The sequence below is a fragment of the Amycolatopsis sp. genome (assembly GCF_025464955.1).
Taxonomy (GTDB): domain Bacteria; phylum Actinomycetota; class Actinomycetes; order Mycobacteriales; family Pseudonocardiaceae; genus Amycolatopsis.
In genome coordinates, this window is sequence record NZ_JAODNM010000156.1 from 24,683 (window position 1) to 44,610 (window position 19,928).

16 protein-coding genes and 1 pseudogene are annotated in these 19,928 nt (G+C 66.5%); 4 read left to right on the plus strand and 13 right to left on the minus strand.

Annotated elements, in window-relative coordinates; all coding sequences use genetic code 11:
• Positions 1-88 precede the first annotated feature (88 nt).
• Positions 89-1,174, plus strand: coding sequence for a DUF2293 domain-containing protein (locus tag JWQ81_RS39660; RefSeq protein ID WP_297550046.1), 1,086 nt, complete (start codon positions 89-91; stop codon positions 1,172-1,174).
• Positions 1,175-1,295: 121 nt separating this feature from the next.
• Here JWQ81_RS39660 and polA read toward each other — a convergent pair whose 3' ends face one another.
• The gene (gene polA / locus JWQ81_RS39665) at positions 1,296-4,040 is read right to left on the minus strand and encodes a DNA polymerase I (RefSeq protein WP_297550048.1); all 2,745 of its coding nucleotides are present in this window, start codon (positions 4,038-4,040) and stop codon (positions 1,296-1,298) included.
• 74 nt (positions 4,041-4,114) lie between these two features.
• On the opposite strand from polA, the gene JWQ81_RS39670 reads away from it, so the two are divergent.
• The gene (locus JWQ81_RS39670; protein WP_297550100.1) at positions 4,115-4,543 is read left to right on the plus strand and encodes a hotdog fold thioesterase; all 429 of its coding nucleotides are present in this window, start codon (positions 4,115-4,117) and stop codon (positions 4,541-4,543) included.
• Between the two features lie 68 nt (positions 4,544-4,611).
• On the opposite strand, the gene JWQ81_RS39675 is transcribed toward JWQ81_RS39670, so the two are convergent.
• The 11 genes and pseudogenes from JWQ81_RS39675 to JWQ81_RS39725 all read right to left on the minus strand — a co-directional run bounded on the left by JWQ81_RS39675 (position 4,612) and on the right by JWQ81_RS39725 (position 15,316).
• Positions 4,612-4,884 carry a hypothetical protein gene (locus JWQ81_RS39675; RefSeq protein WP_297550050.1) on the minus strand — a complete coding sequence of 91 codons (273 nt, stop codon included), beginning with the start codon at positions 4,882-4,884 and terminating at the stop codon, positions 4,612-4,614.
• A 267-nt stretch (positions 4,885-5,151) separates the two neighbouring features.
• The gene (locus JWQ81_RS39680; protein ID WP_297550052.1) at positions 5,152-5,865 is read right to left on the minus strand and encodes an ABC transporter ATP-binding protein; all 714 of its coding nucleotides are present in this window, start codon (positions 5,863-5,865) and stop codon (positions 5,152-5,154) included.
• Positions 5,852-6,775: an ABC transporter ATP-binding protein gene (locus JWQ81_RS39685; RefSeq protein ID WP_297550054.1), complete on the minus strand. Its 924-nt coding sequence runs from the start codon at positions 6,773-6,775 to the stop codon at positions 5,852-5,854. The genes JWQ81_RS39680 and JWQ81_RS39685 overlap by 14 nt, the downstream gene beginning before the upstream one ends.
• On the minus strand, positions 6,772-7,878 hold the full coding sequence (locus tag JWQ81_RS39690; protein ID WP_297550056.1) for a branched-chain amino acid ABC transporter permease: 1,107 nt from the start codon (positions 7,876-7,878) through the stop codon (positions 6,772-6,774). Before JWQ81_RS39690 ends, JWQ81_RS39685 begins: the two co-directional genes overlap by 4 nt.
• Positions 7,875-8,888 carry a branched-chain amino acid ABC transporter permease gene (locus JWQ81_RS39695; RefSeq protein WP_297550058.1) on the minus strand — a complete coding sequence of 338 codons (1,014 nt, stop codon included), beginning with the start codon at positions 8,886-8,888 and terminating at the stop codon, positions 7,875-7,877. The genes JWQ81_RS39690 and JWQ81_RS39695 overlap by 4 nt, the downstream gene beginning before the upstream one ends.
• A gap of 98 nt (positions 8,889-8,986) precedes the next feature.
• A complete protein-coding gene (locus JWQ81_RS39700) occupies positions 8,987-10,159 on the minus strand; it encodes a branched-chain amino acid ABC transporter substrate-binding protein (RefSeq protein WP_297550102.1) in 1,173 nt (390 codons plus the stop codon).
• Positions 10,160-10,436: 277 nt separating this feature from the next.
• On the minus strand, positions 10,437-11,048 hold the full coding sequence (locus JWQ81_RS39705) for a response regulator (protein WP_297550060.1): 612 nt from the start codon (positions 11,046-11,048) through the stop codon (positions 10,437-10,439).
• A 482-nt stretch (positions 11,049-11,530) separates the two neighbouring features.
• Positions 11,531-11,755, minus strand: a pseudogene (locus JWQ81_RS39710) (long-chain fatty acid--CoA ligase); the annotation flags it as partial.
• 678 nt (positions 11,756-12,433) lie between these two features.
• Positions 12,434-12,805: a rhodanese-like domain-containing protein gene (locus JWQ81_RS39715; protein WP_297550062.1), complete on the minus strand. Its 372-nt coding sequence runs from the start codon at positions 12,803-12,805 to the stop codon at positions 12,434-12,436.
• A gap of 31 nt (positions 12,806-12,836) precedes the next feature.
• Entirely contained in the window at positions 12,837-13,925 is a 1,089-nt protein-coding gene (locus tag JWQ81_RS39720) for a putative sulfate exporter family transporter (RefSeq protein WP_297550064.1), read from the minus strand.
• Positions 13,922-15,316 carry an MBL fold metallo-hydrolase gene (locus JWQ81_RS39725; protein ID WP_297550066.1) on the minus strand — a complete coding sequence of 465 codons (1,395 nt, stop codon included), beginning with the start codon at positions 15,314-15,316 and terminating at the stop codon, positions 13,922-13,924. The genes JWQ81_RS39720 and JWQ81_RS39725 overlap by 4 nt, the downstream gene beginning before the upstream one ends.
• A gap of 99 nt (positions 15,317-15,415) precedes the next feature.
• Here JWQ81_RS39725 and JWQ81_RS39730 point away from each other — a divergent pair, with 99 nt between their 5' ends.
• Complete coding sequence (locus JWQ81_RS39730) at positions 15,416-16,165, plus strand: GntR family transcriptional regulator (RefSeq protein ID WP_297550067.1); 750 nt, start codon at positions 15,416-15,418, stop codon at positions 16,163-16,165.
• A gap of 1,514 nt (positions 16,166-17,679) precedes the next feature.
• The gene (locus JWQ81_RS39735; RefSeq protein WP_297550069.1) at positions 17,680-19,197 is read left to right on the plus strand and encodes an alpha/beta fold hydrolase; all 1,518 of its coding nucleotides are present in this window, start codon (positions 17,680-17,682) and stop codon (positions 19,195-19,197) included.
• 248 nt (positions 19,198-19,445) lie between these two features.
• On the opposite strand, the gene JWQ81_RS39740 is transcribed toward JWQ81_RS39735, so the two are convergent.
• The gene (locus tag JWQ81_RS39740) at positions 19,446-19,745 is read right to left on the minus strand and encodes a DUF427 domain-containing protein (protein WP_297550071.1); all 300 of its coding nucleotides are present in this window, start codon (positions 19,743-19,745) and stop codon (positions 19,446-19,448) included.
• Between the last annotated feature and the right edge of the window lie 183 nt (positions 19,746-19,928).

Here is a 19,928-nt window from a genome sequence, read left to right on the forward strand (position 1 = left end):
GAAACTAAGAGACCCCACAAAAGTGCAAAAGTGGGAAGTCGGTGCTTGCGACGGGGCCAGCCTAAGCGCCACTAGGGTGGACGGTCTTATGCGTAACGGTGACGATCAGGCGCTCCCCGACCAGCGGCCGAAACTTCAGCGCAAGGTGATCGCGGCGGCGGAAAGCCAGCTGGCCAAGCAGAAGTACGTCGCCCCGATCGACGTGATCGTGGCGCTGGGCTGGCTCTCGTCGTCGAACATCGACTTCTGGCGTGCGGGCCGGGCGCCCTATCTCAACGGCATCGCCGTCGGTGAGGACAAGGTCGCCGGCGCCTTGGTCTACTTGGCGCAGTGGGCTCAGGAGCAAGGACTTGAGCGCAGCGAGGTGCCCTACGCCGCCGCGACGCGGGACAGGCGACCGTTGCAGTTCACCGAAAGCGGCGAACCCACCCTTGAGCTGGTTTTCCGAACGCATCTGGTGGCGCCTGGCCTCTCCGAAAAGAAGCGCGAACAGATCGATGCCCGCCAGAGCAAGGTACCCGACCTGGCCGTCATCACACCGACGAAGGCCTGGGACTGCGGGACCTGCGGTCGTCACTACGAGGCCGAAGACTTCCTGCTGATGGAGGACGACGCGCCGCTGTGCATGGACTGCGCGGACTTCGGCCACCTCGTGTTCCTGCCCGCGGGCAACGCGACGCTTTCGCGACGGGCGAAGGCCGAGAGCACGCTCGCCGTTCTGGTGATGGAGTTCAACCGGCGGCGGAAGCACTACCAGCGCATCGGCATCCTCGTCGAGCAAGAGGCACTGGAACGGGCCGAAGAGAAGAACCTCGCCGACGAAGACATCCGCGCGCTTCGCCGTGCCCGCGACGCCGAGCGCCGGGCCGCGGGGGACATCGACTTCCAGGCGGAGATGGCCGGAGAGATCCGGCTCGCGTTTCCCGGTTGCCCGGCCGAGCGGGCAATGGAAATCGCCACGCACGCGGCGCAACGAGGCAGCGGCCGCGTGGGCCGCTCCGCCGCGGGCCGCGCTCTCGACGCGAAGGCCGTCCGCGCCGCCGTGGTCGCTTCGGTCCGCCACCTCGATACGCCTTACGACACCCTGCTCATGGCTGGCGTCGCCCGTTCCGACGCCCGCGCGCAGATCCGCGCGACCATCGACGCCGTGCTCGACGGCTGGGCCACCCCCTGACCCGCGTGCACTTCATGATCGCCCGCGGGTAGCCCACGACCGCCTAAGCGCGGTTCCCGGACACCGACTGCACACAGGTGTCCGGGAACCGCGCTCGAGTGCGCGTGTATTGCACTTGGCGCTAGTGGGCGGCCTGGTTCCAGGAGTGGCCGAAGCCGACGGAGACTTCTAGCGGGACGGCGAGCTTGTATGCCGAGCCCATCTCCTGGCGGACCAGGGCCTCGGCCTGGGCGTGCTCGCCCTCGGCGACCTCGAGCACGAGCTCGTCGTGGACCTGCAGGATGACGCGGCTGCGGAGCTTCGCCTCGGCCAGCGCCTGGTGGACATTGAGCATGGCGACCTTGATGATGTCGGCCGCGCTGCCCTGGATCGGAGCGTTGAGGGCCATGCGCTCGGCCATCTCGCGGCGCTGCCGGTTGTCGCTGTTGAGGTCGGGCAGGTAGCGACGGCGGCCGAAGATGGTCTCGGTGTAGCCGACCTTCGCCGCGTCGACGACGACGGTCTGCAGGTAGTCGCGTACTCCACCGAACCGGGCGAAGTAGGCCTCCATCTGCTCTTTGGCCTCTTCGTTGGAGATCTTGAGCTGCTGGGCGAGCCCGTACGCGGACAAGCCGTATGCCAGCCCGTACGACATGGCCTTGACCCGGTATCGCAGCTCGGGCGTCACCTCTTCGGGTGGAAGCGAGAACGCCTTCGACGCGACGAAGGTGTGCAGGTCCTCACCGGTGTTGAAGGCCTCGATGAGGCCCTCGTCGCCGGACAGGTGCGCCATGATCCGCATCTCGATCTGGCTGTAGTCCGCGGTCATCAGCTCGGAGTAGCCGCTGCCGACGACGAACGCGTCGCGGATGCGGCGGCCTTCCTCGGTGCGGACCGGGATGTTCTGCAGGTTCGGGTCGACCGAGGACAGCCGTCCGGTGGCGGCGATGGTCTGCTGCAGCGTGGTGTGGATCCGCGAATCGTCGGCCAGTGACTTGATCAGGCCTTCGACGGTGACCCGCAGCCGCGTCGCGTCCCGGTGTTCGAGCAGGTGGGCCAGGAAGGGGTGCTCGGTCTTCTCGAACAGCCCTTGCAGCGCCTCGGCGTCGGTGGTGTAGCCGGTCTTGGTGCGCTTGGTCTTCGGCATGTCGAGCTCGTCGAACAGCACGACCTGCAGCTGCTTGGGCGAGCCGAGGTTGATCTGCTTGCCGATGACCTCGTACGCCAGGTCTGCCGCCTGCCGGACGCGGACGGCGTAGTGCTCCTCCAGCTCGGTCAGCTGCTCGACGTCGACCGCGATCCCGGCGGCCTCCAGCTCGGTGATGACCTCGAGCAGCGGCAGCTCGATCTCGCCGAGCAGCTGGACGGCGCCGATGCCTTCCAGCTCGGTGCGCAACGCGCCGGCGAGCTCGGCGATGGCCCTGGCCTTGACCAGTTCGGCTTGCAGGGCCTGCTCATCGGCGTCCTCCGCGCTGCCACCGTCGAGCAGGGATAGCTGCCCGTCGCCGCCGTCGGCCTCGGAGCGCAGCTCACGCTGCAGGTACCGCAGGACGAGGTCGTCGAGCTCGAACGAGCGCTGCCCCGGCCGCACCAGGTACGCCGCGAGCGCGGTGTCCATCGCGAGCCCGGCAAGCGCCCAGCCGCGCGCCAGCAGCGCGTGCAGCGCTACCTTCATCGAGTGGCCGACCTTGGGCAGACTCGCGTCGGCCAGCCACGCGGCCAACGCGCGATCGTCCGACTCGTCCATTGTGGACACGTCGAGGTACGCGCCCTCGCCGTCCGCGGTGGCGAAAGCGAAGCCGACGACGTCGGCGGAAACCGACGCGCCGGTGGTGCGGAACGAAAGCCCGACCGGCTCGCCACCGGAGGCATGCGCGGTGAGCCACGCGCCGAGGGTGCCGACCGGCACCGCGGAGCCGCTGACGTCGAAGCCCTCTTCGGCCTCCGGCTCGGCGCTCGACAGCGTCGCGAACAGGCGGTCACGCAGGACGCGGAACTCCAGCTCGTCGAACAGGCGGTGTACCGCGTCGCGGTCCCATGGACGCAGCTCCAGCGCGTCCGGCCGCAGCTCCAGCTCGACGTCGCGGATGAGTTCGGTGAGGTGCCTGTTCAGCATCACGGCGTCGAGGTTCGCCCGCAGTGAGTCGCCGACCTTGCCCTTGACCTCGTCGATCCGGTCGATCAGCTCGCCGAGCGAACCGAACTGCTTGATCCATTTGGCCGCGGTCTTCTCCCCCACCCCGGGGATGCCGGGCAGGTTGTCCGACGGGTCGCCGCGCAGCGCCGCGAAGTCGGGGTATTGCGTCGGGGTGAGGCCGTACTTCTCCTCGACCGCTTCCGGGGTGAACCGGGTGAGCACGGAGACGCCCGTCTTCGGGTAGAGGACGGTGACCCGCTCGGTGACCAGCTGCAGTGCGTCGCGGTCGCCGGTACAGATCAGCACGTCGTAGTCGTCCGCGGCGGCCTGCGTGGTCAACGTGGCGATGACGTCGTCGGCCTCGAAGTTCTCCTTGGTCAGCACCGGGATGCCCAGTACCGCCAGGATGTCCTGGATCAGCGCGACCTGGCCCTTGAAATCATCCGGCGTGGCCGACCTGGTCGCCTTGTACCCGGCGAATGCCTCAGACCGGAACGTCTTGCGGGACAGGTCGAACGCCACCGCGAGATGGGTGGGCACCTCGTCGCGCAGCAGGTTGATCAGCATCGAGGTGAACCCGAAGACCGCGTTCGTGACCTGGCCGGTCGACGTGCGGAACCGATCGGCGGGCACGGCGAAGAAGGCCCGGTAGGCCATCGAGTGGCCGTCGATCAGCAGCAGGCGCGGCCGGTCGGCCGTACCCGTCCCGGGTGTGTCGTTGACAACTGATGTGTTCTCTGCAGCACTCACGGCAGCGAGTCTAGGGTGAAGCACCGACACTCTTGCGTGTCGCATCTGAGAAGGAGTCAGTGTTGACCGAACAGGTGTCCGAGGCGGACCTCCGCGAGTACATCACCAAGGATCCCGTCGTGGCTGCTCAGCAGCTGAACGACAAGGTCGGGATGAAGCTCCTGGAAGCCACCGCCGAACGCGTGGTCGGCACCATGCCGGTGGAGGGCAACCTCCAGCCCTACGGTCTGCTCCACGGCGGAGCGAACGCCGTACTCGCCGAGGCACTCGGCTCCACGGTGGCGGCTCTGAACGCCGGCCCTGACAAGGCGACGATGGGGCTCGAACTGTCCTGCACGCACCACCGCGCTGTCCGCTCCGGACTGGTCACCGGCGTCGCCACCCCGCTGCACGTCGGGCGCGGGACGATCACCGTGGACGTCACGCTCACCGACGACCAGGGCCGCCGCACCTGCACCGCCCGGCTCACCTGCATAGTCAGGGACAAGCCGCCAGGCGCGTGAGCGATGTGGCCGGCGTGACGGGTGCGGCTGCTGTGGCGCCGCAAAAAACCCGTCTACGAGCCGGAGTGCTAGTGGTGACCGCCGCTGAAGCCGCCGCCGTGGTCCCCGAACCCACCATGGTGCCCGCCATCATGGTGCCCGCCATGGTGACCCCCGAAGCCGCCGTGGTGGCCGTGGTGGTGGTCACCACCGCCGTCGAAGCCGGGCACGATGTCACCACGGGTCGTACTTCCGCGACGAATGCCGGACGGGGTCGGGCCGCGACCGGTCTTTCCGCGTGCCGTTGCTGCGCGGACGATCAGAGCCACGGCGAACATGAGAATCACGCTGATGACGATCATGATCTTTACCTCCCACGATCACGTCGGCGGCGTCTCCTGACGCCGCTACGAGCCCTCGTTACCCAGTGTCCACCTGGCCTCGACATGAACGCCAGAGACTTGAGGAAGGTTTGATCTTCGCTCCCACGTGATCACGATCGGCGGTTCCCTGATCTCCCGCGAAGACTGCAGGTGCGCTTCCGGTTTCCGCTGGGCGCGCACAGAGCGGACCCCGCCTGCGACAAGCAAACCGCGCAGGCGGGGTCCGGTACAACCACCGGGTCGTGACTAGCCGACCCCGAGGTACGCCTCCTTGATACTGGCGTCGGACAACAGTTCCTTGCCCGTCCCGGACTTCGTGATGCGCCCGGTCTCCAGTACGTATGCGCGGTGCGCCCGCGACAGCGCCTGCTGCGCGTTCTGCTCGACCAGCAGCACCGTGGTGCCCTGCTTGTTGATCTCGGTGATGATCCGGAAGATCTGCTGGATGAACTGCGGCGCGAGGCCCATCGACGGCTCGTCGAGCAGCAGCAGCTTCGGCTTCGCCATCAGCGCGCGGCCGATCGCGAGCATCTGCTGCTCACCACCGGACATCGTGCCGCCGAACTGCGACTTGCGCTCAGCCAGCCGCGGGAACAGCTCGAATACCCGGTCGAAATCGGGGCCGAGGTTCTTGCGGTCCTTACGGGCGTACGCGCCCATGTCCAGGTTTTCCATCACCGTCATGCCCGGAAAGATCCCCCGGCCTTCCGGTGCCTGGGAAATCCCGCGCACCACGCGGAGATCAGCGCGCAGCTTGGAGATGTCCTCGCCGGCGAAGGAGATCGAGCCGCTCGAAAGCGGCCGGATCCCGGAGATGGCACGCATGGTCGTCGACTTGCCGGCGCCGTTGGCCCCGATCAGGGTGACGATCTCGCCCTCTTCGACCTTGATGGTCAGCCCGGACACGGCCTGGATGCGTCCGTAGTGGACGGACACGTCGGAGAGCTCAAGCAACGTCATCGTCAGGAACTCCCAGGTAGGCGGCGATCACAGCGGGGTTCTCCCTGATCTCGGCCGGCTGTCCTTCGGCGATCTTCTTGCCGAACTCCAGCACCACGATCCGGTCGGTCACGCCCATCACGAGTTTCATGTCGTGTTCGATCAGCAGGACGGTGTAGCCGTCGTCGCGGATCGTGCGGATCAACCCCATCAGCTCTTCTTTTTCCGCGGGGTTGAAGCCGGCGGCCGGTTCGTCGAGACACAACAGCTTCGGCTCGGTGGCCAGCGCCCGCGCGATCTCCAGACGCCGCTGGTAGCCGTACGGCAGGTTCTTCGCCTTGTCCGCGGCGCGGTCGGCGATCCCGACGAACTCCAGCAACGCCATCGCGCGATCAACCGCTTCGCGCTCTTCGCGATGGTGCCGCGGCAACCGGAGCAGTGCACCCACGACGCTGGTCTTGGCTCGCGCGTCCGCGCCGACGACAACGTTCTCGAGCGCCGTCATCTCCGAGAACAGCCGGATGTTCTGGAAGGTCCGCGCGATGCCGAGCTGGGTGATCTTGTGCCGCACGGCTTTGCCGAGCGGCTTGCCCTCCAGCAATACCTGCCCCGACGTCGGCCGGTAGACCCCGGTCATGGCGTTGAAGCAGGTGGTCTTGCCGGCGCCGTTCGGCCCGATCAGCCCGAGGATCTCCCCCCGGCGAATCTCGAAGGAGATCTCGTCCAGCGCGACGAGCCCGCCGAACTTCACGGTCAGGTCCCGCAGCTCGAGCAGGGTCTGCCCGACGTCGACGGTCATCGTCCGGTCAGCGGCGACCACGTCGGCGACCTCGGCGAAGTGTGCCTCGCGTTCCTGAGCGCTCATCTGCTCGACTTCGGCCACCAGGCCGCCTTCGATCGGTGCTCCGGCCGCGCCTTGAGGCTGCGTCATGCCTTGCCCTCTGCATTCGGTTCCGGGGTGAGCGCACTGTCACCGCTGATCTGCTCGCCTTTGCCGAGCAGCCGCCGGTAGGCCTGTCTGCCGTTCGCCAACAAGCGTTGGCGAGCGCCGAGCAGGCCCTGGGGGCGAAAGATCATCAGGACGATCAGCGCGACACCGAAGATGACGTAGTTGTACTTCTGCAATCCCACGAACCGTAGCGGGAGGTAAGCCACCACGACCGCGCCCAGCAGGACGCCAACCTTGTTTCCCGCGCCACCAAGTACCACCGCGGCGAGGAACAGCATCGACGTCACGATGTCGAACGACTGCGTGTTCACGAAGCCCTGCTTGCCGGCGAACAACGCACCGGACAGCCCGCCGATGGCGGCACCGATGACAAACGCCCAGATCTTGAACCGGTAGGTGGCCACGCCCATGATCTCGGCGGCGTCCTCGTCCTCGCGGATGGCGACCCACGCACGACCGACGCGGCTGCGCTCGAGGTTTCCGACGAACAGCAGGATGATGACGATGATCACCACCGTCAGCACGTACCACCAGCTGGCGTTCGGCAGGATCGCTTTGCCCGCGGAGTTCTTTCCCACCGAGGTGAAACCGATCTGGCCTTTCAGCGGCCCGACGTTGTCGGCGATCAGGCGGATGATCTCGCCGAAGCCGAGCGTCACGATCGCGAGGTAGTCCCCGCGGAGCCGCAGTGTCGGCGTCCCGAGGATGACGCCGAAGATCATGGTGATCACCATGGCCAGCGGCAGCGTCCACAAGTACGGGATCTTGGTCAACGTCGAATCAGGGCTGGTGAACAGCGCCGAAACGTAAGCGCCCACCGCGAAGAACCCCACGTAACCGAGGTCCAGCAAGCCCGCTTGGCCGACGACCACGTTGAGGCCGACCGCCACGAGCGCGTACCGGGCGACCTCGAACATCGCGTTCGGGAAGTCGGTCCCCGTGGTGGACAGCAGCGGGGGGTGCAGCCACGGCAGGGCGATGACCACGAGCACGAACGGGACCAGGATCGCCCACTGGGCGGGGCGGCTCAGGTTGTTCCACCGCTCACGGATGGACGGCCGCGCGGAGGATTCTTTGATACTCATACCCGCGCCTTTCCCAGGGACTCGCCCAAGAGCCCGGTCGGCCGGAGCATCAGCACCAGCACCAGCACGACGAAGGCGACGACGTCCTTCCACTCGCCGCCGAAGAGCGACTGGCCGTAGTTCTCGATCACGCCGAGCAACAGCCCGCCGACGAGCGCGCCACGCAGGTTGCCGATCCCGCCGAGTACCGCCGCAGCGAACGCCTTGATGCCGAGGAGGAAACCGCCGTTGAAGATGGCGCCCTGGGGGATCTTCATCATGTAGAACAGTGCGGCCGCGCCGGCGAGCAAGCCGCCGACAAGGAAGGTCACCACAATGACCCGTTCCTTGTTGACGCCCATCAGGCTCGCCGTGTCCGGGTCCTGCGCCACGGCGCGGACGCCGCGGCCGAGCCGGGTGCGGTTGATGAAGTAGTCGGCGACGAACCACAACAGGATCGAGGCGACCACGATGATCACATCGATGTTGGTGACGTCGGCGCCGAACACGCTGAACATCACGTGCGGGTCCAGTAGGCGGATCTGCGGGCGCTGGTTGAGCCCGAAGAACTGGTCGATCCGCAGGATGTACTGGATGGCGAAGGAGGCACCGATGGCCGTGATGAGGAAGGCCAGCTTCGGCGCGTTGCGCTTGCGCAGCGGCCGGTAGGCGATCCGTTCCAGGGCCACGGCCGTGGTACCGGAAGTCACCGCCGCGGCGATCAACGCGATACCGAGGTAGAGGATGATCTGGAAGGCGCCGAGCTCAGGGGTACCGCCGGCCCGGAAACCCAAGCCGTAGAAGGTGAGCCAGACCGCGAACGCTCCTACGACGAAGACTTCGGAGTGGGCGAAGTTGATGAGCTTCAGGACGCCGTAGACCAGGGTGTATCCGAGCGCGATGAGCGCGTAGATCCCGCCCTGGGTAAGTCCGGCGACCGTGTTGTTCCAGAACTGGTCGAGGAACCCACCGACGTCGAAATGAATCCACTGGTCGGATTGGGCGAGAAAAGGAGTCAGCGTGGGATGCACGGGTTTACTCGTTCTCCAGGTACGGCTCGGGCATGCGCGCGGGGGTGGTCCACCGCCGCACGCATGCCCGAGTCACCCGCCGGAGCGGGTGAAGTTGACTAGCTGATCTGACCGTTGTTGACGATCTTGCCGTTCACGACCTTGTAGCTCCACACAGGAGTGTCGGAAAGCTCGCCCTTGGCATCCCACTTGAACTTCTTGGTCAGCCCCTGACCGTCGTAGTTCTTGACGAAGTCGAGCAGGGCGGCGCGGTCCTTGATGCCCTTGTCGATCCCCTTGAGCAGGATCGTGGTGACGTCGTAGCCCTCGGGCGAGTACGTACCCGGGTCCTTGCCCTCGATCGACTTGAAGGCCGCGGTGAAGTCCTTGAAGTTGTCCTCCGGGACACACGGGCAGGTGAAGTAGGCCTTGCTGGCCGCGTTGCCCGCGCCCTTGATGAACTCCGCGTCCTTCACGCCGTCCGGACCGACGAACTTGGCGGTGACGCCCTTGTCGTCGAGCTGCTGAGCGAACGGAGCGGCTTCCGGGTAGTAACCGGCGTAGAAGATCGCGTCCGGCTTCTCTTGGGACATCTTGTTGACGACCGCGGAGAAGTCCGTCTGACCGGTCTTGACCTTGTCCTGGCAGGACGCCTTGGCGCCGAGCGCCTGCGTGACCTGGGCGGCCAGGCCGGTGCCGTAGTCGGAGTCATCCTGGACGACGCAGATCTTGGCGGCCTTCAGGTTGTCGGTCATGAACTTCGCGGCGGCGGGGCCCTGCACCGCGTCGTTGCCCATGCCGCGGAAGAAGGTCTTCCAGCCGTGGCTGGTCAGAGCCGGGTTGGTCGCCGAAGGCGTGATGTGAACAAGGCTGGCGCCGTCGAACAGGTCGCCGGTCGCCTTGGACTCACCCGAGAACGGGAGGCCGACGACGCCGATGATGCCGGCTTCGTTGACCAACTGGGTCACGATGCCGGGCGCCTTGTCGGGCTTGCCCTCGGTGTCGAACTGCGACAGCTTGACCTGGCAACCAGGGTTCGCCGTGTTGTGCTGCTTCACGGCGAGGTCTGCGCCGTACAGAATGTTCTGGCCCAGCGCTGCGCTGGCGCCGTTGATGGTGCCGGCGTAGGCGATCGTGATGCCGGAGCAAGTGGCCTTGCCGTCGCCCTTCGGGTCCGCCGCGTCAGCGGCCTGTGACGGAGCGGCAACCGAGGGAGAGTTCGAGCTGCCGGAGCTGCTCGTGTCGCGCGCTGCGCATGCCGTCAATGCCACCGATGCGGCCGCTGCCAGCACGATGATCCTGGTGAGTCGTGCTCTTGACACTCGTTCCTCCAAAGGCCGACTGGCCGCCCGGTGACGGCCTGTCCCAGCTCGGGACCTGACTGGTCGCTGAACGTAGCCGCACCGCGCGGGGTTGCCCAGTCTTATTTGCGCTCTTGTATCCACATCGTGACGGTCGTCACGCTCGTTAGCCAACGTTTCACACCCCATTGCCGGATTGCAACAATGGGGTGTTAACGGTGAGTAATCTGTGAACTTAGAGGCAACGAGGGCTGCCCTTTTGGGTGAATTATCCCATGCTGTCGACGACGGCCTCGGCGACGGCCTTCATCGTGGTCCGGCGATCCATCGCCGTCCGCTGGATCCAGCGGAACGCCTCCGGCTCGCTGAGGGTCTGCTCGGCCATGAGCAGCCCCTTGGCCCGGTCAATGACCTTGCGGGTCTCGAGCCGGTCGGTGAGGCCCGCGACCTCGGACTCCAGGGCCTGCAGCTCGGCGAACCGGCTGACTGCCAGTTCGATGGCCGGTACCAGGTCACGCTTGGCGAACGGCTTGACCAGGTATGCCATGGTGCCGGCGTCGCGAGCGCGTTCGACCAGGTCACGCTGGCTGAACGCGGTCAGGATGACCACCGGGGCGATCCGGTCGCCGGTGATCTTGGACGCGGCTTCGATGCCGTCGAGCTTGGGCATCTTCACGTCAAGGATGACGAGATCGGGCTTCAGTTCGGTGGCAAGCTGGATCGCTTCCTCACCGTCGCCGGCTTCGCCGACCACCTGATAGCCCTCTTCGCGCAACATTTCAACGAGGTCCAGCCGGATGAGCGCTTCGTCTTCTGCGACGAGCACCCGACGTCGGGGCGCGGTGGCGACACCGTTGGCCTCGGCAGCCTGTTCGGTCACCGGGGTCCTCCTGCGTGCTCGAAGGGATGGGAACGCGGCGTACCGCGAACTAAAAGCCTACCGGGAACGATCCAGAACCAGAGATGGCGTTCACCACGTCGGTGACACTCCCCACCGTCACCGACGTGGTGAACACACCAGCTCCTCGCGGACCTACCACAACTCACGACGGTGCGCGGAGACACGCCCAAAGATCCACTCGGTTGCTCTTGACATCGGCTGAACGCCTGGTGAGAGGCTTTGCCGTACCCGCCTACCCGGACGTCGGCGCTACGCGGGTGACGTCGCGCCAAAGCGGGTTCGCGGGCGTGACCGCGTATCGGTCGCGTAACGCGTATTTCTGGATCTTGCCGCCCGCGTTCCTGGGCATGGCGTTGACGACCAGGACCGCGGTGGGCTTCTTGCAGGAGGCAAGCAGGCCCTTTGCAGTGCTCGATGATGTCCCGCTCGGTCGGTGGGTCGGCGGGATCGAGCGCGGTGATAACGGCGAGCGGGGTTTGGCCCCACTGCTCGTGCGGCACGCCGATGACCGCGACGTCGGCGACCTTCGGATGCGCGTCGATGACGGCCTCGATCTCGGCGCAGTAGATGTTCTCGCCACCAGAGATGATCATGTCCTTCTTCCGGTCGACCACCCAGATGAAGCCGTCCGCGTCGGCTCGGCACAGATCGCCGGAGTGGAACCAGCCACCGGCGAACCTGTGCATCCCCTACCGCACGCTCGAACGCGGACCCTCAGCAGCACTCCCCTACGTCAACCGCGACGTCTATCCCATCGACGAATACCCCGACGCACAATTCGACTACATGACCTACTACGAACACCATCCCGAACAGGTCACCTCGTTCTTCGGCTCAGCACCGGAGCGGACAATGCGGGTCTTCTACCGCAGCGGCAACCCTGATGCCTACGGGAAACCTGCCGTGACCGCGACAGTGACACGCGACGGAGGCCGGTTCGGCGGCGCGCCCATCGTCCCCGACCTACCCCGCGACAAAAACGTCCTCGACGACACGCTCTATGAGGCGCTACGAGAGTCATTCGAACGCAACGGCTTCACCGCACCGACCGCCCATTACCTCAACAACGCCGCGAACCGCGCCTACAGCGACTCAGCGATCAACAACGGCCACCTCCACCTGCCCGTCCTGTTCATCGGAGCCCGCTACGACGCCATCGCCGACACCGCACAGTCCGAGCTGACCAGTCCGATGCGCGAATACTGCCACCACCTCACCGAGAAAACGATCGACGCCGGCCACTGGCTGGCCCTGGAAAGGCAGCCACCGTCAACACCACGATCGCCGAGTGGATCACCATCTCGGGAGTCACCGACCGTTGAACACCCCGCCAGCACAACAGCGTGTAGGTGGAGGGCGCGAGGTCAGGCGACGCGGCCGGGGCCGCCGCCCTTGGCGACGACCGGTTCACCCGCGCGCTGCCATGCCTGCATGCCGCCGCTGAGGGTCGCGGCGGGAATGCCGTGCTGTGACAGGGTTTTGGCGGCGCTGGCCGAGCGCATCCCGGAGCGGCAGATCGTCACGACCGTGCGCCCGGTCGGGAGTTCGCCGAGGCGGGTGGAGAGCTGCCCCAGTTCCAGGTGCTTGGCTTTGGGTGCGTGCCCGGCACGCCATTCCGCGTCGCCGCGCACGTCGAGCAGCACGGCGCCGTCGGCGAGCAGCTCCTTCGCCCGGGTGACGTCGACGCTCTGGTAGGGCTTGGCAAACAGGTTCTTGACGGTTTCGAGGATACTCATGAGTCCGTGGTTCTCCTGGGTGTCGAGGTGGTCAGAGGGTGCCGGTGAGGGCTTGCAGGCCGAGACTGCTCGCCGCGACCGCGACCCACAGCAGCGCGCCGAGCAGCAGTGGGCGAGGGCCGGCATTGCGCATCACCGACAGCCGCATGGACAGTCCGATCCCGGCCAATGCCGTGGTGATCAGGAACGTCCCTAGCTCCGAGAGCGCCGGATGCCACGAGGCCGGGACGAGCCCGGCGGTGTCGAGGGTGGCGGCGGCGATGAATCCGATCAGAAACAGGGGCACGATTTTGCGCCAGGGCATGGTCCGCAGGCTGAACCCGGCCGCCGGGCCGCCGTCGCGTTCAGCCGCCGCGCGGGCCTGCTTGCGCGCGGTGAGGATCGCCAGCACGATCACGATCGGGATCAGCATCAGGGTGCGGGTGAGTTTGACGACGATGCCGTAGGACCCGGCATCCCCGCCATAGGCGTAGGCCGCGGCCACGACCGAGGACGTGTCGTTGATCGCGGTGCCCGCCCACAGCCCGAAGGAGTGCGGGCTCATCCCGAGCAGGTGCCCTATCGGCGGAAACAGGAGCACCGCGGCGATGTTGAAGGTGAAGATGGTGCCGATCGCGTAGGCGACCTGCTCCTGCTTCGCTTTGATGACCGCCGTCGTGGCGGCGATCGCCGACGCGCCGCAGATCCCGGTACCGACGCCGATGAGGATCTGGGTGTCGCCGCGGACGCCGAGCCACCGGCCGAGCAGCCAGGCGCCGCCGAGCGCGACAGTGAGGGTGCCGAGCATGACCGGGAGCGACTGGCCGCCGACGTGAAGGACCTGCTGCAGCGACAACCCGGTGCCCAGGACCACTATGGACAGTTGCAGCACCGGTTTCGACGCCACCTCGTAGCCTGCGGTCCAGCGCTCGCCGCGCAGACCGGGGAGCACTGTGGCGGCGAGCGCGCCGAGCACGATGCCGAGCACCGGTCCGCCGACGATCGGCGCGAATGTGCCGAGCGCGGTCGCGACAGCGGCGACCAGCAGCGCGATCAGCAGGCCGGGTGCGATGCGGGCGGCCCAGGGCGCGTGGTGCTCGGGATCGGTGGGCAGCCGGGTGTCGCGGGTGCTCGCGGTCACCGGAGCGCTCCTGTAGCGGCGGTGATGGCCGTCGTGGTGACGAGGCCGAGTTCCTCGGCGTGGGCGTAGTCGTCGTCGACGCACACCACGTCGTGGCCGGCGCGGTCGAGCAGCCCGGAGGCGATGCTCGCGCGGTACCCGCCGGCGCAGTGCACCCACAATGTCGTGTCCGGGATGTCGTCGAGGCGCTGCAGTACGTCGTGCAGCGGGATGTGCAGCGCGCCGGGGATGTGGCTGGTGGCCCATTCGTCGTCGCGGCGCACGTCGAGCACGACGTTGTCGGCCTTGTTCTCGGACGTTCGGCCGGCGAGGTCGTCGAACGACGCGACCGGATAGCTGCGGCGCGTCCCGGCGGCGGCAAGGTCGCCAGGTTCGCCGAGGGCGTGGCCGGCGAGGTGGTCGATGCCGATGCGGACAAGTTGCCGCTGGGCATCGGCGACCTGCCCGGCGGACTGACCGATGAGCGTCAGCGGGGTTCCCCAGGGGATCAGCCAGCCCAGCCAGGTCGCGAACTGCGCACTCAGGCCGATGCCGATGGTTCCCGCGACGTGGTCGGCGGCGTAGGCGGTCCGGTCGCGCAGGTCCACGACCCACTCCCCGGCGGCGATCCGCGCCGCCAACTGGTCGGGTCGCACCCGCTCCGGCGTGGAGAGATCGATCGGGGACGGTCCGGAGCGGTTGCGGGCGCCCATATGCGCGTAGTAGGCCGGGTAGGCGGTCAGCCCGGCGACGAGGCGTTCGACGAACCGGTTTTCGTCCGGCTCGGTCAGCGCGTCGTTGCCGGCGAGTTCGTCGGCAAGGGTGCCCTGCGGGCCGTCACCGGTGGGCCCGGCGGAGCAGAAACTGCCGAATCCGTGTGTCGGGTACACCCCGGCCTCGCCGGGCAGCAACGCGGCGAGTTTGCGCGCGGACTGGTACTGGGCGCGAGCCAGCTCCTCGGTGCGTGCGGGGTCGACGAGGTCAGTGCGCCCGACGCTGCCGTAGAGCAGCGAGCCGCCGGAGAACACGACCGGCGGTCCGTCGTCGTCGGAGACGACATAGGACAGGTGGTGGTCGGTGTGGCCGGGCGTGGCGACGACCTTCACGGTCATCGATCCGGCGGTGAACTCCTCGCCGTCGCGGACGGGGTGGTGGTCGAAGTCGACGGTGTCGTGGGCGGAGACGGCGTAGACGGCGCCGGTGACCTTTGCGAGTTGGTAGCCGCCGGAGACGTAGTCGTTGTGGACGTGGGTCTCCATCACCAGGGTGCACCGCACGCCGAGGCGGTCGAGAGCGCTCTGGATGCGGTCGATGTCGCGCTGGGGGTCGATCGCCACGGCGACCGTGCCGTCGTGGGCCAGATAGCTGCGGTCTCCCAGTTCCTCGGTGGCGACGACTTCTACCTGAACCATCAGCGCGACTCCTTCCGTTTAAATGTCCGTACATTTACGGTAACCTATGTACGGACATTCTGCAATCGGTAGGGTCTGAGCCGGAGGTAAGGAGAGCTCATGGCATCGCGAACGCTCGACCGCGTCGGATCGGGCCCGCTCTGGCGGCAGCTGCAGGACGAGCTGCTGGCCAGGCTCGACGCCGGGGAGTTCACCGAGCAGTTCCCCGGCGAACTGGCACTGGTCGAGGAGTACGGCGTGAGCCGGCACACCGTGCGCCAAGCGCTACGGCAGCTCCGGGCCGACGGCGTGATCGTCGCCGAACGCGGACGCCAGCCTCGCGTCGCGCCACCCTCGGAGATCGCCCAGCCGATGGGCGCGCTCTACAGCCTGTTCGCCTCCGTCGAAGCCGCCGGCCTGACCCAGCGCAGCGTCGTGCGCGCCTTCGACACCCGCGCCGATGCATTGGTCGCCGAACGTCTCGACCTCGAAGCGTCCACGCCGCTGGTCTATCTGGAGCGACTCCGCCTCGCCGGCGACGAACCCCTCGCCCTCGACCGCGTCTGGCTCCCCGCGGCCCTCGCGACACCGTTGCTGGAAGCCGACTTCGCCCACACCAGCCTCTACGCCGAGCTGACCTCCCGGACCGGCATCCGGCTCGACCAGGGCCGCGAAGACATCCACGCCGTCATCCCCACCGCCACCGAACGCGCCCAACTGCACTGCGCGCACGACGTCGCGGCTCTCTCCATCAACCGCTTCAGCTTCGCCCAAGGGCGCCCGGTGGAGTGGCGTCACACCCTCGTCCGCGGCGACCGGTTCGCCCTGACCGCAGAATTCGACGCGGGCACCGGCTACCGCCTCACCTAGCCGGGCGTCCCGAATCAGCCCTGTGGTTTCGTGGCTGATTTCGGCGATGATGATGACGGCGGGCGAGGTGAGCTGTCGTGGGAGTTCGATTTCGGACGGCGATGTGCATCGTTGATGTATTCCTGCCGTTATCATTGATCTTATGTCGGGCGAACACGAAGCCGCACCACCGGAGCGCATCGTCGAGGCCGCCGCGCGGTTACTCGCGGAAGGCGGCCGAGACGCGGTGACCACCCGAGCGGTCAGTGCCGCCGCGCGTCGAGTGGGCCGCATGAGCAGGTGGCCGACCTGGGCGAAGTGGCGCGACAGCACGCGATCAGCCTCGCCGCGCTCCGGTCGAGCTACCTCAACCGCTTCAGCAGTGGCGAGAGCGAATTGCTCACCGAGTGGCTCTCCAGGATCAGCGGCAGGCCGACAAGTTGGTCCTCACCCCGACTATGACGCCGTCGCTGACAAGCACATCGCCATCGACCACGTCACCTAGCTCCGGGTCGACGGTCACCACGTGCCCGCCCTTGATGAGAATCTCTTGTTCAGGCAAAACAACTCACCTCAATTTCAACTATGCACTAGTCATGAATAATGATAATCACTGATCTGAATCGTATGCAAGTCGGCGATACACGCTCGCAACGGCTCACTCCAGCATCATCAAGGCCAAGGTGGGACCACGGCTGAGGCCGGCGTCGTTCATCCCGCTGCCCGGATGGGCGATTTACAACTCCCGCTGGCATTTGCGACTTGGTCGGAGTGCGACTGGCGGACCGTCGACACATCGTCGACCACGTCGACGGCCTCGACACTTCCGCACGACTGGCGCGCCGAAACAACAGGACTCGAAGGCGAGCACCTCACGGTTCAGCTACCGATGGATGACCTGCCACCCGTGGATTTAATCGGAGGACGCAGTAGCAGAAGGTTCGTCAGCGTTGCGGCAAGTTTGCCCCAGAGAACGCCTTTTTTTGGCAGCCGGGTCAGCAACGAGGATTGCCCACAGCTTGAGTTGATCTTGAAAAAAGCATCTTGACCTATACGGATTCGGTCGTTGTCAAGGTTTCTGAAGGAGCCTCCATGGTCTGCTTCGGCAGCGGCGCATTCACTGGCAGTCAGGAACCACGATGCACCCGGATACCGACAGTCGTCCAAGACCTTTCTTGTCGCGCTTAGCACCCAGCCGGTATCACACGCGACGACGTGATCGCAGCGGACAAGGGCAATTCGCCCTCGCAGTCCCCTACCGGTCACCCGTGAGGTCAGCTTGCCCAGGCCGACATGAACACGATTCGGATATAGCTAAAAGGTGGGCACGGGAATACCTAATATCTTGCACGTTCGGGCCAAGTTCAGCACTCGGCACACAGTTTGCTCCGGGAGGCGGAACTATTAGCAGCGGTCGACGTCCCACTGACCACGGTCAGTACGGTCGGCGACACCACGGCGAACGAGGGAGCACAGTGCGAAGATTTGTTACCACCCTGGTGACTACCGTGATGCTCGGTGGCAGCCTACTGATCGTGCCGAGTGTCGCTGCCTCGGCCGCGGCGCCGACCGCCGACAGCGTGGTGCCGACCGCCGACTCGATCACCTGGGGTAAATGCACCAAGCCGTCACTGGAGAAGGCGAACGCCCAATGCGGTTTCGTCAACGTGCCGCTCGACTACACGCACCCCTATGGAGCCAAAATCTCCCTCGCGGTGTCTCGGGTGCTGCACACCGTGCCGGACTCGCAGTACCAGGGCGTGGCCTTGGCCAACCCCGGTGGGCCGGGTGTTTCCGGGCTCGGCATGTCCACGCTGGGCAGTGCGGTGCCGAACGGTGTCGGCGGTGACTACGACTGGATCGGGTTCGACCCGCGCGGCGTCGGTTCCAGCGTGCCCGCACTGACCTGCGATCCGAACTACTTCAGCACGGACCGGCCCGCCTACGTGCCGACCACCCCTGCGTTGACCGAGGAGTGGCTGACCCGGTCCAAGGACTACGCGCAGGCGTGCGCCAAGGACCAACCGGCGCTGCTGCAACACATGACGACGGCCGACTCGGCTAAGGACATGGACAGCATTCGAGCCACGTTGGGACAGCAGCAGATCACCTACTACGGCTTCTCCTGGGGCACCTACCTCGGCGAGGTGTTCAGCACGCTGTTCCCGCAGCGGGTGCGGCGGATGGTGCTGGACAGCAACGTCGATCCCCGGGGCGTGTGGTACCAGGCCAACCTGGACCAGGACGCCCCGTTCGAGCGGAACATCAAGATCTGGTTCACCTGGGTCGCCAAGTACGACACCGTGTTCCACCTCGGCAGCACCGAGGCCGCGGTGGAGAAGCTGTGGTTCGCACAGTTGCCCACGCTGACGAAGCAGCCGGCCGAGGGGACCATCGGCCCCGACGAGTGGACCGACATCTTCCAGTCGGCCGCCTACTCCTCGTCCAGCTGGGATCAGTTGGGCCAAGCCTTCGCCGGCTGGGTGAACAGGGGTGACTCCGCCACGCTGAACACGCTCTACCAGCAGGCTGCCGGTCCGAACGCGCGCATCCTCCCGGGCTACTCCGCGGTGCAGTGCACGGACGCGCCGCAGCCGAGGAGTTGGGCCAGGTGGGCGGCCGACAACTGGAGGATCTACGCCCAAGCTCCGTACCAGACCTGGGCCAACGCCTGGCTCAACGCTCCGTGCCTCTACTGGCAGGTCAAGCCGAGCACTCCGGTGAGAATCGACGGCGCGAAGACCGCGAGCGCGCTGCTGATCGACGAGGAACTGGACGCCGCCACGCCCTTCGAAGGCAGCCTGGAGGTGCGCAAGCTCTATCCGAACTCCCGCCTGATCGCCGAACCCGGCGGCACGGCGCACGCGGACTCGCTCGATGGCGACATGTGCGTCGACAACCAGGTAGCCGCGTACCTGGCCACTGGCGCGCTCCCACCGCGCAAGGCCGGCACCGGGGCGGACGCCCTCTGCGCACCGCTGCCCGACCCCGTACCGGCCACGGCAGCCACGGCCGACACGAGCGGGCGAACGCAAGCCAGGACGTCCCGGTGAACAGAGTCCACCAGCCGTGTCATTGATCGAGTAGACGAGGTCTCCGGAAACCGGAGACCTCGTCGCGGCTCGGTCCAACGCCGCCGGGGCGGCTCGGCGCGGCGTGCAGCTCGACCGGTCTGAAACGGCGACACCGAGAACCGAAGGATTCTCCGGTTCTGCGTACGACCGTCAGACGAGACACCGCACGCCGATGTGACGACCCCGCGGAACGTCAAGAAATCAGAAACACGTATGAACCAGAGTTGCTACTCGAAGCTGACCGGCTTGGCAAAAGTAACGTAGCCCGAGAAGTCCTTGCCGACCCGTTTGATCGCCGATGCGTCGGGAGCCGGGTAGCTCCACGCGCCATCGTTGCGGGTCCCGGCGGCAGTAGTCACGTTCTGATAGGCGCAGACGCCCTTCCAAGGGCACGTGTACGGCGTCTCGCTCGGCGAGAGCACTCCATCGACGATGGACGAAGGCGGGAAGTACCAGTTCCCTTCGATCTCGACCAGTTCTGCCTCCGACGCTTCGGCGACGGTCGAGCCGTCAATAACAACCTTCATCGGACGTACTCCTCGATGTTGATCCAGGTGATTCCGGCTCCTTCCGCCAACGCGGGCCGCAACCGCTCTATTCCCCGCCAGTGTCGCCGTGCCCAAGGACCGCACTTTTGCGCTGCGAGGTCATTAGGCGTGTAATAACCGGCGTGCGCCACGAGGGCACACTTGTGGTTCTCCTGCTCTATC

Coding starts and splice junctions, on each gene's coding strand:
- JWQ81_RS39730 (WP_297550067.1), top strand. CDS start 15,416: ATGGCATCGCGAACGCTCGACCGCGTCGGATCGGGCCCGCTCTGGCGG.
- JWQ81_RS39685 (WP_297550054.1), bottom strand. CDS start 6,775: ATGACGCAGCCTCAAGGCGCGGCCGGAGCACCGATCGAAGGCGGCCTG.
- JWQ81_RS39660 (WP_297550046.1), top strand. CDS start 89: ATGCGTAACGGTGACGATCAGGCGCTCCCCGACCAGCGGCCGAAACTT.
- JWQ81_RS39740 (WP_297550071.1), bottom strand. CDS start 19,745: ATGAAGGTTGTTATTGACGGCTCGACCGTCGCCGAAGCGTCGGAGGCA.
- JWQ81_RS39680 (WP_297550052.1), bottom strand. CDS start 5,865: ATGACGTTGCTTGAGCTCTCCGACGTGTCCGTCCACTACGGACGCATC.
- JWQ81_RS39715 (WP_297550062.1), bottom strand. CDS start 12,805: ATGAGTATCCTCGAAACCGTCAAGAACCTGTTTGCCAAGCCCTACCAG.
- JWQ81_RS39675 (WP_297550050.1), bottom strand. CDS start 4,884: ATGATCGTCATCAGCGTGATTCTCATGTTCGCCGTGGCTCTGATCGTC.
- JWQ81_RS39690 (WP_297550056.1), bottom strand. CDS start 7,878: ATGAGTATCAAAGAATCCTCCGCGCGGCCGTCCATCCGTGAGCGGTGG.
- JWQ81_RS39725 (WP_297550066.1), bottom strand. CDS start 15,316: ATGGTTCAGGTAGAAGTCGTCGCCACCGAGGAACTGGGAGACCGCAGC.